The organism is Priestia taiwanensis (assembly GCF_014638355.1).
GTDB lineage: Bacteria > Bacillota > Bacilli > Bacillales > Bacillaceae_G > Priestia_D > Priestia_D taiwanensis.
The window spans coordinates 263,160-278,173 of the sequence record NZ_BMFK01000001.1 but is presented as its reverse complement, the minus strand read 5'-3'; the positions used below and the strand labels follow the sequence as shown (position 1 = coordinate 278,173).

The 15,014-nt window shown below is 37.5% G+C and carries 16 protein-coding genes and 1 pseudogene; 4 read left to right on the top strand and 13 right to left on the bottom strand.

Annotated elements, in window-relative coordinates:
- Nucleotides 1-56 precede the first annotated feature (56 nt).
- On the bottom strand, nucleotides 57-2,246 hold the full coding sequence (locus IEV41_RS01395; RefSeq protein ID WP_188386668.1) for a YhgE/Pip domain-containing protein: 2,190 nt from the start codon (nucleotides 2,244-2,246) through the stop codon (nucleotides 57-59).
- A 148-nt stretch (nucleotides 2,247-2,394) separates the two neighbouring features.
- On the opposite strand from IEV41_RS01395, the gene IEV41_RS01390 reads away from it, so the two are divergent.
- Both IEV41_RS01390 and IEV41_RS01385 read left to right on the top strand, forming a co-directional pair.
- Entirely contained in the window at nucleotides 2,395-3,063 is a 669-nt protein-coding gene (locus tag IEV41_RS01390) for a lysozyme family protein (protein WP_188386667.1), read from the top strand.
- 139 nt (nucleotides 3,064-3,202) lie between these two features.
- Nucleotides 3,203-4,231: an endonuclease/exonuclease/phosphatase family protein gene (locus IEV41_RS01385; protein WP_229722112.1), complete on the top strand. Its 1,029-nt coding sequence runs from the start codon at nucleotides 3,203-3,205 to the stop codon at nucleotides 4,229-4,231.
- Between the two features lie 47 nt (nucleotides 4,232-4,278).
- Here the strand turns inward: IEV41_RS01385 and IEV41_RS01380 are convergent, their stop codons facing one another.
- Nucleotides 4,279-4,749 carry a GNAT family N-acetyltransferase gene (locus IEV41_RS01380; RefSeq protein WP_188386666.1) on the bottom strand — a complete coding sequence of 157 codons (471 nt, stop codon included), beginning with the start codon at nucleotides 4,747-4,749 and terminating at the stop codon, nucleotides 4,279-4,281.
- Nucleotides 4,749-5,663, bottom strand: a complete 915-nt coding sequence (locus IEV41_RS01375) for a Nif3-like dinuclear metal center hexameric protein (protein ID WP_188386665.1) — start codon at nucleotides 5,661-5,663, stop codon at nucleotides 4,749-4,751. The genes IEV41_RS01380 and IEV41_RS01375 overlap by 1 nt, the downstream gene beginning before the upstream one ends.
- A 199-nt stretch (nucleotides 5,664-5,862) precedes the next feature.
- Here IEV41_RS01375 and IEV41_RS01370 point away from each other — a divergent pair, with 199 nt between their 5' ends.
- Entirely contained in the window at nucleotides 5,863-6,660 is a 798-nt protein-coding gene (locus tag IEV41_RS01370; RefSeq protein WP_188386664.1) for a PP2C family serine/threonine-protein phosphatase, read from the top strand.
- Between the two features lie 74 nt (nucleotides 6,661-6,734).
- Here the strand turns inward: IEV41_RS01370 and IEV41_RS01365 are convergent, their stop codons facing one another.
- The 9 genes and pseudogenes from IEV41_RS01365 to IEV41_RS01325 all read right to left on the bottom strand — a co-directional run bounded on the left by IEV41_RS01365 (nucleotide 6,735) and on the right by IEV41_RS01325 (nucleotide 14,013).
- Nucleotides 6,735-7,562, bottom strand: coding sequence for a DUF2785 domain-containing protein (locus IEV41_RS01365; protein WP_188386663.1), 828 nt, complete (start codon nucleotides 7,560-7,562; stop codon nucleotides 6,735-6,737).
- 15 nt (nucleotides 7,563-7,577) lie between these two features.
- Nucleotides 7,578-8,057, bottom strand: a complete 480-nt coding sequence (locus tag IEV41_RS01360; RefSeq protein WP_188386662.1) for an NUDIX hydrolase — start codon at nucleotides 8,055-8,057, stop codon at nucleotides 7,578-7,580.
- 63 nt (nucleotides 8,058-8,120) lie between these two features.
- Nucleotides 8,121-8,870 (bottom strand): class I SAM-dependent methyltransferase, encoded by a 750-nt coding sequence (locus tag IEV41_RS01355; protein ID WP_188388636.1) that lies wholly within the window; start codon nucleotides 8,868-8,870, stop codon nucleotides 8,121-8,123.
- Nucleotides 8,871-9,131: 261 nt separating this feature from the next.
- Nucleotides 9,132-9,353, bottom strand: a pseudogene (locus IEV41_RS01350) (helix-turn-helix domain-containing protein); the annotation flags it as partial.
- Nucleotides 9,354-9,480: 127 nt separating this feature from the next.
- On the bottom strand, nucleotides 9,481-11,235 hold the full coding sequence (locus IEV41_RS01345) for a M4 family metallopeptidase (RefSeq protein ID WP_188386660.1): 1,755 nt from the start codon (nucleotides 11,233-11,235) through the stop codon (nucleotides 9,481-9,483).
- A 337-nt stretch (nucleotides 11,236-11,572) separates the two neighbouring features.
- A complete protein-coding gene (locus IEV41_RS01340) occupies nucleotides 11,573-12,571 on the bottom strand; it encodes an MFS transporter (protein ID WP_188386659.1) in 999 nt (332 codons plus the stop codon).
- Nucleotides 12,572-12,625: 54 nt separating this feature from the next.
- Nucleotides 12,626-13,036: an NUDIX hydrolase gene (locus tag IEV41_RS01335; protein ID WP_229722111.1), complete on the bottom strand. Its 411-nt coding sequence runs from the start codon at nucleotides 13,034-13,036 to the stop codon at nucleotides 12,626-12,628.
- 16 nt (nucleotides 13,037-13,052) lie between these two features.
- Nucleotides 13,053-13,514 carry a DinB family protein gene (locus tag IEV41_RS01330; RefSeq protein WP_188386658.1) on the bottom strand — a complete coding sequence of 154 codons (462 nt, stop codon included), beginning with the start codon at nucleotides 13,512-13,514 and terminating at the stop codon, nucleotides 13,053-13,055.
- Between the two features lies 1 nt (nucleotide 13,515).
- Nucleotides 13,516-14,013, bottom strand: coding sequence for a tetratricopeptide repeat protein (locus IEV41_RS01325; protein WP_188386657.1), 498 nt, complete (start codon nucleotides 14,011-14,013; stop codon nucleotides 13,516-13,518).
- A gap of 107 nt (nucleotides 14,014-14,120) precedes the next feature.
- On the opposite strand from IEV41_RS01325, the gene IEV41_RS01320 reads away from it, so the two are divergent.
- Entirely contained in the window at nucleotides 14,121-14,624 is a 504-nt protein-coding gene (locus IEV41_RS01320) for a hypothetical protein (protein WP_188386656.1), read from the top strand.
- A gap of 37 nt (nucleotides 14,625-14,661) precedes the next feature.
- Here the strand turns inward: IEV41_RS01320 and IEV41_RS01315 are convergent, their stop codons facing one another.
- Complete coding sequence (locus IEV41_RS01315) at nucleotides 14,662-14,877, bottom strand: hypothetical protein (RefSeq protein WP_188386655.1); 216 nt, start codon at nucleotides 14,875-14,877, stop codon at nucleotides 14,662-14,664.
- Nucleotides 14,878-15,014: the final 137 nt, after the last annotated feature.

Sequence of the window (15,014 nt, the reverse complement as noted above, 5' to 3'; positions counted from 1 at the left end):
AGTAATTCCCAATAAAAAAGAGAATACCTTGTCATATAAGATATTCCCTTTTCTAATTAATGAATAACCTTACTTTCTTTCGCTTTCTTTACAAATTTCTCACTTGATTTATTAATGCGTTCTTTTAGTAGCAGACCAATGATTACCATAATAATAACGAAAATAAATAAAATAGCTACGTCACGATATACAATGTCCCATAGTATTCCACCCGTTGCCTCACGCATTAAGCTAATTCCATACGTAAATGGCAAAAATGGATAAATCATTTGAAAGAACGGTGGTGTTACTTGAATCGGGAATGTCCCACCTGAACCGGATATTTGAAGCACTAACATAATAATCCCAAGTGCTTTACCAACATTACCAAAGACAGATACGAGTGAATAGACGATAAAGACGAATACTGCACTGTTCCATAGTCCAAAGAGAACGAACCACCACTTATCAACGACATATGTTCCTAATAAGAATATATCTCCCATCGTAATAATGAATGACTGCATTAGCGCAATTGTTAGAAACAACAAGAAGCGTCCAAAATAAATATGATAACTCTTATACTCCATTCCATTCGGTACTACTTCTACCGTTAATAATGACACTAACAGTAACGCTCCTACCCATAAAGACAACGTTGTAAAAAATGGTGACATCGCTGAGCCGTAATTCGGGATCGGGAATAGACGATTTTCCTTCAGTAACACAGGACGCATAAAGAAATCACTTTGCTTTTCTATATCATGTCGAAGCAATTCTAATACTTCTCCAATATCTTCTTTCGTTTCAAACGCACGAATTTTGTTTGCTGTCGCTTTAATTTGTTCTTCTATCGCAGGTAAGTCTTGCTGTATCTTAATAATTTCCTCTTTTCCAATTGCGACACCTTTTGAAGCATCTGTAAGTAACTGCTTCATAACAGGGATTTTTTCTTTTATGGTTGGCAATAACTTATCTGCTTCTACTAAGACGCTATTTACATCCTTTGTTACAGCTTTCCCCTTCTCAATCGCATGTTTCACAGCTGGTGCAATGGTGGAGTCATAACTACCAATCAGTGCTCCTAACACACTAGATGCTTCTTTTGATAATCGATTCATCTCACTAATGAGAGAATCACTTGGCTTCTCTCCTTTATTAATAACAGAGATGGCCGTTTGGATAACCTTCACTTGCTTTTGAAAATTCGCCTTCACATTGTTTAACTTTGTGATTGTTTGCGAAAACGCTGGAGAAGGTGCCGCATTATTTAATCGCTCTAGAAATGGTACAAGGCTATTAATAATCGTAATGCCTGTATTTAGTCGATCAACTAATCCATTTAACGTCGCAACGGTCTTCTCATTCAACTCTACTCCTAATAAAAGGCCACTTGCTTGTTCTGCTGATATCGCAATTTGCTGAAGCACAAGTAAATCTTGCTTGATTTTCGGTGACGCTTTCGTTAAAGCTTCATCACTTTTCACCAAAAAGTCAGATAAGCTTGTCGTCAGCTCTCCTCCGTTCTTAATGATAGACTCAATCGTTGGCAACTGGCTTTGTGCTACATCAACCGCTTGTTGCGTCGTACCAATAACGTCTTGAGCCTTCTCTACATCTACCAATGCTCTATTCACGAGATTTTTTATTTCTGGAAATTCTTTTTCAAGCTGAAAAATCATATCCTTTACCCGCTCAATAACAGGTAAGCTTCTTTCAAGCTCAATCCCAATCTCATTGAACACCGTAAAGATAGCGCTACTCGCTGATTTGACAAAATTATGGCTTACTTCCTCCTGTACGCGTGTTGCACCACTTGATGTAATCTTCGGTGCAATCGCATTAATTTTCTCATTAACCGTGTATGTTAATTCAGGCTTTTGTGGATTGTTCGTCAAAATAGTCGTAATCTTCTCAGAGAAATCTTCTGGAATCGTAATCGCCGCATAATATTCTCCGTGATTCACACCATCTAGTGCCTCTTTCTCATCAACAAATGTCCATCCTAACGCCTCATTTGCCTGCAAAGAAGCAACAATTTCATCCCCAATTCTAATCTCTTCTCCCCTTACTTCTGCACCTTTATCCTTGTTCACAACTGCAATGGCAATTCCTTTCGTATTTCCGTATGGATCCCATGATGCTTTAATATTGAACCACGCATATAACGATGGCAAAATCATCAAACCGATAATGACAATAAGTGCAGCCCAATTTCGTATGATACGGTGAATATCTGTCTTATAAATATGAAGAATTTCTTTCATGCATAGCCCCTACTTACTTTTTTTCTTAGTATTTAACTATTTAAATAATCCATACAACAATTCATCAAGTTCTTTCTCCATGTTGTCTCTCTTTCTTTCTATCTGTTATAATGAGCAAAATAGTAGCTTACTAGATTCGGAGGGACATATGCCTAAAAAGAAAGTGTACCGCAAAAAAAGAAAAATACGCTGGGGAAGAATTCTCTTTCTGCTCGTTTTCCTATATGTGCTATTCGTTGGCGCTAAGTTCATTGTCTCTCTATTCGATTCCACACCCACTGCAGCTGGACAACAACGGACATCGGCCATTAGTACAAAAGTAAAAAATCTTGAACCAAAAATACAAATAGAATTAAAAAAATACAACTTAGAACAACATTCCGATCTTCTCCTAGCACTTATTCAACAAGAATCACGAGGTGAAGGAACAGATCCGATGCAAGCAAGTGAATCTGCTGGATTAAAGCCAAATACAATTGACAACGTGGATTGGTCGATTCAGCAAGGTATAAAGCATTTCAATACAGTTGTGAAATATGGTACAAACAAACAAGTCGATTTCCCTACCATTGTCCAAAGTTACAACATGGGGAAAGGGTACATCGATTTCATTGCGGAAAATGGTCGTACCCATACAGAACAATTAGCGAAACAATTCTCCGAAATACAAGTGAAGAAACAACCAGATGTTTATACATGCAAAGGAGATAAAGAGAATTTCCGTTATCCATATTGTTACGGCGATTTCACATATACGACGAAAGTAATGGAGAAATATGATGCATTAACAGAAGAAAAGCAGGTAGTCCAGCGATAGGACTATCTGCTTTTCTATCTAGCTACTTTCAACCTCTACTATCTTAAAAAATACGATGTACAAAATGATCATAAAGTAGAACCAAATGGAGATATCTCTCATTTCTTATAGTATACAAACAATAAGGAGTGATTTATGTATGACGTGCAACAACTGTTTTGATAATCCATACTGGCTTCAAGCGAACTGCGACGATACTTGCCACGATTGTAACCCATTTCCACCATCTCCAACTATCACATTTATGACCTGGAACCTTTATTTAGGTGCTGATTTAACACCGTTCGTAACTGCTACTCCTGCACAAATACCACAGACAGTAACAAACGTATTTCGCCAATTCCTTGCAACAAACTTCCCTGTCCGTGTGGAAGCAATCGCAGATCAAATAGCTAGAAAGAGACCAGATATCATTGGATTACAAGAAGCCGAACTTTGGCAACTATTTGTCCCTAATTTTCCAACAGTCACATACGACTTTATAGAATTATTATTACATGCATTACGACAAAGAGGATTATATTATGAATTGGCTGCTTTCAATAACAACCTTTCCATTCAACTACCAAGCAGTACAGGAAACATAGTAGGGCGCTTAGATCGAGATGCAATATTGATTCGACAAGGCGTAGGATTAAACATTGTTCAACGACAAGAAGCAAATTTCCAAACGAATTTAACATTACCAATTGCTGGACAACCTATTACACTTCTTCGAGGCTGGTCTTTCCTTGACATTGTAAAACAAGGAAAAACATTCCGTGTAATCAATACTCACTTAGAGCCAGTTTCTCCTGCAGTTCAAGTAGCCCAAGGCAACGAGTTACTAGCAGGACCCGCAAATACGACCCTTCCATTAATCCTTCTTGGAGATTTAAACTCCAACGCTAACGGACCTGGTACACCCACTTACGGCAACCTTATTAACGCTGGATTCCAAGATACTTGGCTAGCAGTTGGACAAGGTACAGGCGCTACAGCTATCCAAGATGCAGATTTATTAAATGCTGTATCTTCTCTAAATGCACGAATTGATTTTATTTTGTTCAAAAATGGATGGCAACCTCTTCTAGCTGATGTAGTAGGCGACCAACAAAGCGACAGAACACCAACTGCACTTTGGCCATCTGATCATGCTGGAGTAGCAGCAGATTTACGACTTCTATGATGTAAATGAAAAGAATCTCCATCTTCCTAATAAGATGGAGATTCTTCTTATATCTTCTTCACGAATACTACTCTGTCATGTCCTCGCCCATCATAATTCTTTTGTACATGTATACCATCAAGCACTTTATCGCCTTCTTCTATACGAAATCCGATATTTATATGATACGCAATCGATACTGTATTCACAGGTGATGTAATGCACTTTACTGTATCACAACCTTTTGCACGGACACATGCGAAAAAGTGTTCATATAACTTCGTTCCAATACGCTGCTTTCGATAATTAGAATGCACACCTACGAAATGAATATATGCTTCGCTTGGCTTTGTTTGTGAAATGAAACCTACGATAAAGCCAACTATTTTTCCTTTGTCTTCGATAATGAAGCTCGTATCTTGGAAATGTTGAAAGAAGAGACGTGGTAGTAAATCAGACAAATCACGTCCTCCCCACCACTCTACTAGCACCTCAATTACACGTACATAATCTTCTTCTCTTACTGTTCGCATCAGCACTATAGCCACCACTTTTCTTGTGGAATTAAGTTCGTACCTACATCGAACTGTTGTTGGAACCATGTGTTCATCTCGTTTTTCTTCACAATGTATTCTGATGCAGAATGAGACACACCAATTAATGACATTGATGTTTCTTGAATGTATGCATCCATTTCTGCATAACGTTTCCTACCATAATCATTATCGATATGACAATGTATCTCTCCTGTCACGTATGCTTGCGCACCTTTTCCCTCTGCTTCTTTCATCCAGCTTACTTTATCTCCACAACCAGCAATTACTGCAATTCTATTAATATAGCCGTGCACCTTTCCTTCCACATCCACGTATGGAACAGCAAAGGTACTTTCTAATTGTTGAATAAGCGCTTCTGTCGTTGTATCCTCAATATCACAAATAAGTCCAAACGCTTTATCCCCTTCATAACAAAAAGAATCGACAATACGACCATTTAACACCTTCACAATAGCTTTACTCGTACTAATTGTTTCATTTAAATCTAAAGGATGATGACACGTATACACCGACAACTCCTTCTCCTTGATTGCAATTAAGTATTCTTCTTTCACAGGAACAAACCCTCGTCCCCACTCTCCGTGTGGATCGCCACATTCCATTAAGATTGGATGGTGCATGAAAAGCAAGTCCCCTCTATTTGCCTCACTTATAAATCTCTCTAACACGTTATCTGTTGGAAATACCGCTAAGTGAACACGCTCCACCTGCTCTGCTCCTCGTATCATTAACCCGTTGAAATAGGTCACGAAACCCGTTTCGAAGAAGGACTTCCAATCAAATTCAATAGCATCATACACCGTTGGGACAAAACGAGAGAATGCACTGTCTGGTCCAGACTCTTGTACCTGAAATAACGTATCTAATCTCTTCACAATCGTATTCAACTGTTCCATCGTATACTCTCCTTCATCATGGTGAGACGTACTATATCAAATCACTCCTAAAATAGCAATTAATAAGATGTAATATTCAGACTCCAACGCTTTTCTCTTGCAAACACATATCTAGTAACATATAATCCCAAGAAATATATACAAAAATAGGTTCACTTATGAGACAAGAAGAAATGCAAACGAATGAAGGAGAAGATGCATGATGGAATTTAGCTGGATTGGAAGTAAAAAAACATACGTAGATGAACCGGATTTCATCCATATTAACAATGTACTAATTGCAAGATACGGTGGAAATTCACAAGCTGGTGCACATAAAAATGAAGACGGGTGTCTAGTTTGGACGAGCCAAGAACAAGATTGGGAATTTCTGATGGTACTTGACGCCCATAAAACCGCGCAAAGTGCAGGATTAGTTATTCGGATGATAGAAGAACACAAAGAAGAAATCCAATCCACTCTCACTTTACAAGTAAAAGAATGTTTCACCAAACTGGATTCTCTTATTCTAGATTTATTCCAAGCACCACCATTCCTTGAAGCATGCCGTAATGTCCAAGGAGAAACAGCATGTCTTATTACTGTACGAAAAGGAAAATACATATGGTGGTTCTCCGTTGGCGATGTCATGCTTCATCTCTTCCATCCCGAATTACTAGCCTTCCAACAATATGGATTAACAGAGCGAAATTTCTATGAATGGGTTGGACAAGTGAATACATTCGAGCTTGACGTACCTTGCTATAGCACAGGACGACGAGAACTACGCCAAGGAACAACACATCTATTCTTAACGACAGATGGCTTAACCGAATGTCCAAATGCACCGTTTGAACACCCATATGCTATTTACAACACATTTGAAGGTATAACAAATGCTGAAGGTGCGATGAAATTAATCGATGTTATTCGGGAAAATGGTATACGTGACAGTACGACAATTATTTCCTATCACATCACAATTGAGGAAAAAGCAACGATGCCAAGTGACTTATAAAATAATGAATTGAAAAAAGAAGTGTGACCATATTTATCATCTACTTGGTCACACTTCTTTTAATTTACATAGAATCAATGCTTATAATACATATCCTTTATTTCTTCTATTAAACTATTCACTTCCAGCTCTACTTGTAGCTTCTTTTCCTTTTTGGCATATATAAGTAAACTTCGTAAGAAATTACGGCGATTCATATACTTCTTACTACACTCATTCATAGTAATGCTTTTCTCCCACATGTAGTGCGTTCGAATACATCGAAGTAATACCACCTCGTCTAATCCTCTTTCTAACATCGCTCCAATCGCCACTACCACTCGTTCCTCTTCCTCATCCATGTACACATCCGATACGTCACACATTTTCGCAACAAGAATATCGATGATTTCTTCATACATAGAAACATCTACATGGCAATTCTTCACCAATTCATCTAACGCATCGGCAACGTGAGCAATGCTATGTGCCCACCCTTTTCCTTCTACGTACCCTCTTACATCTTGTTCTTGTTGTACATAGATACATAATGCGTCCTTTACACGAAGAACACAGTCTTTCGGCAGGAAAAGTTTCTTGTTATCTGCGCCTATAATAAGTGCCACTACAAGCGAAGCAAACGAACGAGTAAAGACGGAATCATCTTTACTTAACCCAATCCCCGTCTGTAACTTATCTAAGCACGTATAAAGCAACTCCTCTAAGTATGCATTGCTAAGGTGCTCGTTCGTAATCAAATAATAATATGTATGATAAATAAGTTTATCTCGCAATTCACTATCTATCACACCTAAATACGGCAACATGTCATCACTTAATTGATGAACATCCTGTACTTCATCAAAGGGAAAATTACGTGCCTTAAGTTTAGTAAGTTTATTCTTTAACACATGTTCTTCCATCCTCTTTCTCCCTTCTTATTGATAAACGGCTGTGATTTCTTTTATGTTCACTCCTACTAACTCTTTCGTTGTATATGTACACTGATATTCATATATTCGTTCATCTGTCAGCATATTCGGCAAGAATTCACGAATATTACTTACAATTCCTTGGTTATCCGGATCAAGCAGCCATGAAATTTCTTTCCATGCTAATATCCCCTCTTCTGTAACACTTGGGACCTCTTGCTCTTCCGTCAGTTCTGCAAAAAACAAATACATCCCACCATAATAATCATTGTTTACATTCCAACTGACAATACCTTTATACATAACATCTTCCAATACAAGTGATGTTTCTTCTAACACTTCTCGTTTTATACTATCTTCCACACGTTCACCAGCTTCAATCTTCCCCCCAACACCGTTCCAAAGACCCATGTTAGGCTTTTTATCACGATTAAGCAATAATAATTTGTTGCCACATTTAATAAAACAGATTGTATATGCGTACATTTTTTTCCTATCCTTTCTAAATGACAAGAAGACCGATTTCACTCGGTCTTCTTATCTCTATCTTTACTTTTTCGCTATGATTAAAAATCGTTTTGAATTGGTGCGAATTCCTTTTGCTGTTTGATTCGTCTCTATGAAATGTTGCACTATCTCACTATCTCTTTCTTCTTGACCAAAGTTAGGAATAATTGGAGCATGTGTAAGCAAAAAGAGAATATCTTCCTGTCTTTCATAGTAATCGATGGCATCATACTCAAATGACTTTACTTCAGAAAAACCAGCTTCCTTCAGCTCCTGCATATATGCTTCTCGTAACGTACCATCTTCTTCACCGAAGGATTGTCCTCGTCCAAATGCTTCTTTTATGTTAAGTTTGTCTGCCTCACTTACTTGCTGCGTTAAGAAAATCCCACCATTCTTTAACACCTTGGCTATTTCTGTTGCCACAAACGGCGCATGGTTACACGAAACAACATCGAAGAATCCATTAGGAAACTGTAAGCAATCCGAAGACATGTGAGTGAATCGAACATTTTGTATCTCAGATTCTTCAAGATTCGATTGGGCTTTTTTTATCATTCCATGTGATAAATCAACCCCAACTAAGAAAAGACATGAAGAAGCGATATTTAATACATTTTCTCCCCCACCTGTTCCAACATCTAAAAGGATGTCAGAATGCGTGCACCTTTTCGTTACCTCTTCATAAAAGTTCCACTTAACTCCCTCAGATTGAACCCGTACGTTACTAAAATTCCATCCATTCACTTTTCCAACTTGATCATAAAATTTTTCATATTCTACTTCATTCATCATCATGGCCTACCTTTCTTGTTCTATGTCTCTATTTTCATAAAAAGGGCATACTATCCCCTTGATAGCTGGTACGCGTTTTTTCCAGCTCGGAAACTAGTTACTTCGAACAATACGATAAGCCATGACATTCACCCCGTTTACAATAATACTTTAACTATAAATTAAAAAGGAAAATTCGTCCAATTTATAATAAACAGCAAAAAAGACAGGAAAATACTATCCTGTCTTTTTTTTACTTTGTCCTCAATAGACTCAAACTCTATCGTTATTCGAATCCTCTAAAGTCTTATAGAAGTAAACAATAGACACATCCAATTTATTAGAAATACCATGTAAGATATACATACTTGGATGCACACTCCCAGCTTCAATTCTACTAATCTCTGATTGATGACAAATATTCTCTGCTAATTGTTTTTGAGTTAATCCTTTTGATTTTCTTAGTTTTTTGACTTCATCTCCTATGCTCATTTCTATCATGTTGTCTCACCCTCCAGCATAAAATACCTCTCCTATTTTTCAAATATTCGCTGTACTTTATATCGATTACTTCTGTCGTTTTTTTAGTATAAACGACAAAATTTTGCAAAATGAGTCTTAATATCTATTAATTAATTGTTGTAACTGCTTTTTCATTCTTGTCTAAATCTATGTCCGGATATCCATGCGCCTCGAATGCCTTTGCAAATTCTTCCGCCTCTTTATCTCCGTATAACTCAGTTGCTGATTGGAGCATATGCACTTGTAATGTCTCAAACTCTTCCCCAGCTGTCGCATAGTTTTGTAATGTATGCATGACGATTTTACTAACTTTGTCATGTCCTAACGCTTCTGTCGTTACACCATTATGCGTTTTTCCTTCTACTAATTGATATAGAACATGGCTAATAATACCTGAATTCATATGAGATTCTTGCTCGTTCACTGCTGTATTATAGAAATCGTTTAAGTTCGTATATAACTTATGACCACCGTCACCAATTTCCTTTGGAATATCACGAATAACTAATCCTTTTAACGTGTTTCCCATTACCCAATCCCAGTTCTTCTTGTCAACATAGCGCTCTACTTGTACTCCCCAGAAATCGGCAAGACCTTCGTTAATCGCACGTGTTGCTTTGCTTGGGTACTTCACCACATTATTTTTTGTATTCCCACTGAATACAGCATGTCCAAACTCATGCGCTGTTACGTCGATAGAAGAAGTAAGTGTACCATTCAACCCATCACCGAATACCATCTGCTTCCAACCTGGATGCCAGAATGCATTTACCCATGAACTTGGTTTTGCATTTTCTTCTGTACCATCTGAATCGAAACCATGTACACTTGCGACTACTTTTGCATCTTTATTATCATAGCTTTTTAAATTATGTTCTTTCTTGAAGTAATCATAGATGCTACTCATATTCTTCATTACACCAACTGCTTCTTTATCTTCGAATTTCGTTGTTGGACTAGAAATCAATGTCCCTGGATAACCAACGTTACTACGCCCACCTTTTGCATCTGCATAATTCGCGTTATAAACATAAATTCCATTACCACGAGATAAGTCTGCTAAATAATAGTTTTGGTCTGTTCCTTTTGAAATGTTAAACAGCATATTCGTACCCAATGCGTCCGTCCCAGATCCAAGCTCCTTTGTTGTTAATAAGCGAAGAGCGTTGTTCGTTGGTATTTTGCTTACTTCTTTCTTCTTTGAGATATGATCAATAAATAATACCTTTCCATCTGTTAAATCAACGATTGCATTCCCGCTTATTACGTCTGTTTTACTTTCATATGCGAATTGAACGACTGCTGCTACTGTATATGTGCCGTCCTCTTTTTGGAAAACAACATTCTCTCTCTTAAACTCTTTTTCTACTGCTTGGAATGGCACCCCTGTAGCTTGTCTGATGACAGACTTTAGTTTACTCACTGTGATAGATGCGCTTCGTCGTAAGTTAGCTTGCTTGTCTAGCGTATTTGCTACCTTTCCACTAACTGTTGTTACAACGCCTTCTGAATCAACTTTAACAATTACATCTTGTCCATATACTTTCATGTTTTTATACGTTTGAGAGAGACGAACCTCCGTTTCGCCATCTTTCTTTTCTTTACTATTGATGACAAAATTTGTTTGTTCCTCTGTAGAGATTTGTTCAGGTTGTGCTTTTGCGCCTGATAGTTCTCCTTTCAAATAATCTTTGACGATTTTTTCAATCGTACCTTGCTGCGGGCTCGTTAGTTTTCCAATTGTCAAACCAGCTTGTGCCACCTCTACATTCACTTCTCCTTTTTCTGCATACGCTTGCACAGGAAGCGACAAACATATTCCCATTGCACAAGCTAACGCCATTGCCTTCTTGCTTTTCATCTAGAAGCACCTCACTTTGAATTTTCTGAATTTTAGTGTAATAGAAAAAGCTCGAAAGGTGTAGGCTTTATGCATAATTGCATATTTTTCGTATGTACATTTCTTTTCTCTACATAGAAAAGAAGGAGTAAGAACTATCCCTCCTTCTTTATACCTATCCGATTCGTTAAGAAAAATGATAAACACGCTGATAAGCTAAAGAAAATAGCGCAAACGATATACACCGTTTTTACTCCAAATGTATCAACGATAAATCCCATCAATGTAATAGAAAAACCTGAAACTGTCGATAAAATAACCCCATATGTGGCATACACATTTGGAAGATTTGTAGCATCTATACTGTTTTGCATAATTGTTGCTGGGCAACATCTCGCATTTGATATACCGGTCCCATCCCCACACACAACAACAATGCAACAAGTGGAATTGTATTAAATGCATAAATGAATGAAAATACTCCGAACAGAAACGAACCAATCATCATACTTTTAATTAAATTTGCTTGAATGAATTTCGACATGCCAATGATACATAATCCACCTATAATCGTTCCAACGTAATAACTTGCATTTATGTACCCATACCAATCAGGCCCTTTTTGTAAGATTTCCGTTACATATGCTAATGTAATGGCTCCCATCCACGTTGCTCCTGCAATCCCCTCTAACAAATCCATCGTCGTAATAATACGTAACGATCGATTTGACCAAAGCAGCTTCCATCCGTCTACTAATACACTCCATTTCATATCTTGACGTTTTTGTTCTCTCAGTTCGATACGTCTAAATAAAGCAAGGAAACAAAGCAAGCCCATAACTAATAAACCAATAATCACTATAAGTACTGGGACTGCTCCGATATATAGAAATAATACACCGCCTATTGTATAACCAAATATTTGAATGGATTGGTTAACGATAGAAACAATACTATTTCCTTTCACTAGCTTCTCTTTCTCTATTACTCTAGGTAAAAGGGACGATATAAGAGGCGCTCTCCCCCCACCCATTAAGCTCATACCAAAAAGGATAGCAAGCAAAATAATGATATGCTCCGCCATAAAAGGAAGTACACGTGCAAACAGAACTAGCAACACAATGTTTACACTTGATGTCAATACAAATAGCTTCCGAAATCCAATACGTTGCAACAGAAGAGCCGTTGTAAATCCAGTAATCAATCCCGCTATCGTCTGAGTAAAAGGAAACATCGTTGCATACAAAATAGAGCCTGTTTCCTCATACACGTATAGCGTGATAAATATCGTAAGTAACACACCCGACATTGCGGGCATGCTACGTCCGATTATGTATATATAGAATGGTTTATTCACTTACATCCGCCTTTCTAGTAGACGTAATATTCCGTTAATTACATGTACATAACCTTAGTAAGAGAAGCAAAAAGGATGTTCCCCTTTCTTTAGGCATTGACATAACTCTTGACGAAAATTCTCATTCCCCATGCGATATAACGCCTCTTCCACATCACAAAAAACGACTTCTAGACTTTCTTCACTCGTTTTTGTTTCATCGTTTAATGCTTTTGCTAGCCACCACATGTTACAGATGTGATTCGAGATTTCTTGTGATACACCACAAAATGATAGGACTTCTATATCTATCCCTGTTTCCTCTTTCACTTCTCGTATCACTGTCTCTTGGAATGCCTCACCTTCTTCTACTTGTCCACCAGGTAATTCCCAACCTCTTTTTGGATCTTTCTTTAACAAGATTTCACCATTCGTATTCATCACCACTGCACCAGATGTAATAACATACTTCACTAACATCGTCATCGGCTAATTTCCTCTCTTATTCAAACAACTGCACCCTCACATCTCGAATATGCTCCGTAATCATTTGATGCGCTTGTCCTCGATGATGGTAGAAATGTGCAACTATCTCTACTAACCATTCATATCGACTATACGATACTCCCCAGTAAGAAGTTGTGTTATCCGTTAGTTCTTTTTCCGTATATGACTGAAATAGAAACACCACATAGTTCATATTCTCTTGCAACATCGATTTCATTTCTACTAACGTCCTTGGATTGTTCTGCTCATAAAACATCGTCATTTCTTCCTCTGTCGCCTCGTTCATAAGACAGAAATCTGCTACACACGTATGAGCTAACACTTCTCGTAACGAACGTCTCGTATCGATTGGTTGTATATCAATCTCTTCTTCTTGCAATGTATCTAGTATCTTATACATGGACTTCACTGCCACTTCTAATTGATGAAGCGTTGCTTGGACAAAAATATGTTCCATTCTATTTCTCTTCCAAGAAGACATCATTTAAGTGACTACTATAAAAGGATAACGCGCGCTTATAATCGAGTATACGTGGCGATGACGTATGATGAATTAATAATTGTAATAAGATTTCTACTGCTTTTTCATGATTTTGTAGATTATGTTCTGTCATAGCTAGAAATGTAAACAATGCTTCATCTTCTGGAAATGCGAGTAACCCTTCCTGTAATACCGCCTTTGCTTTCTCATATTTTCCAACACAGCGATACGAACTCCCGAGGTGAATATACGCACGTCGCAAAAAATCGCCATTTAATCCGAGTGCCAATGCTTTTTCATAGTATATAATAGCTGTTTCTTCTTTTCCCATGCCATCATATGTGCAAGCCCACTGGTAGTATACTTCCCCATCAAACGGTGTCTCTTCTGCAAGCTTACGCAAAAGCTCGAAGATTTCCTCATACTGTTGATTCGCTTCATATATATTAATTTGCTTAACATACTTCTGATCCATTCCATCATCCCCTGTCTGCTAAACTATGATTTAAAAATACCACACTTTTACAAAAAAGAGAAAAATTCATGGTATACTAGAACAAACAGTTGCAAAAGGAGATGATGATGATGAAAGTAACTTCCTTTATTCTCGGTATAGCTATCCTCGCTTCTCTATTCATCTTTTTCCGACCATCTAGTACGATAGACGGTGATGAGCAAGTGACAGAAGAAATGAACAATGTTATCTCCAACTATATTCAAGATAAATATAAACGAGAAGATACTCCTTCTTCCAAAACATTTGAAGTACATAAAGTATATGGAACGGAGGAGATAGACGGGATTATATCCTTATACCTTTACACACAATATGGAGAGTATGAGGGTGATGAACTTATTCAAGGACACTCCTATCCAGTACGTATTCGTCTAGAAAAGTCTGGTTCTTCTTATACGGTAACTGAATACACGAAACCTGAATCTGGCTATTACTATCCCTCATCTATTGAAGACATGTTCCCAAAGAAATATGCTCGTAAGGCACTCAAAGACACTGGAAATGTCCATGATTTAAGCGAACAAATGGATAACAAAGTGAAGGACTGGCTTGCAGAAAGCAAAAAATAAAGAAAGGATTGGCGAAGAGGCCAATCCTTTCTTTATTTCACACTCTTTTCTTCGTATGAGCAAGCAAATCAACTACTCTTTCCGAAATAATAGAAGAAAGTGGTACACAAATAATAGCAATAAACACAAATGAAATAATACTTGTTACCATATCATACGGTATGAACTGAGTTACCATAAAATAAAGTATCCCTCCACACATTACAAATGAAACAGTGAAAAAAACGAAAAATAAAATGCGATGCTTGTTCATTTTTCTCACCCCTTTCCAATAATTGCACTTTTGTGATACACGGTAAATGTATGTACAATATATTCGAGAACATCATCATATATTCCTTTCCAGTATACGTCCTCTTTATACAATTAAATAGCTACATATACATATGT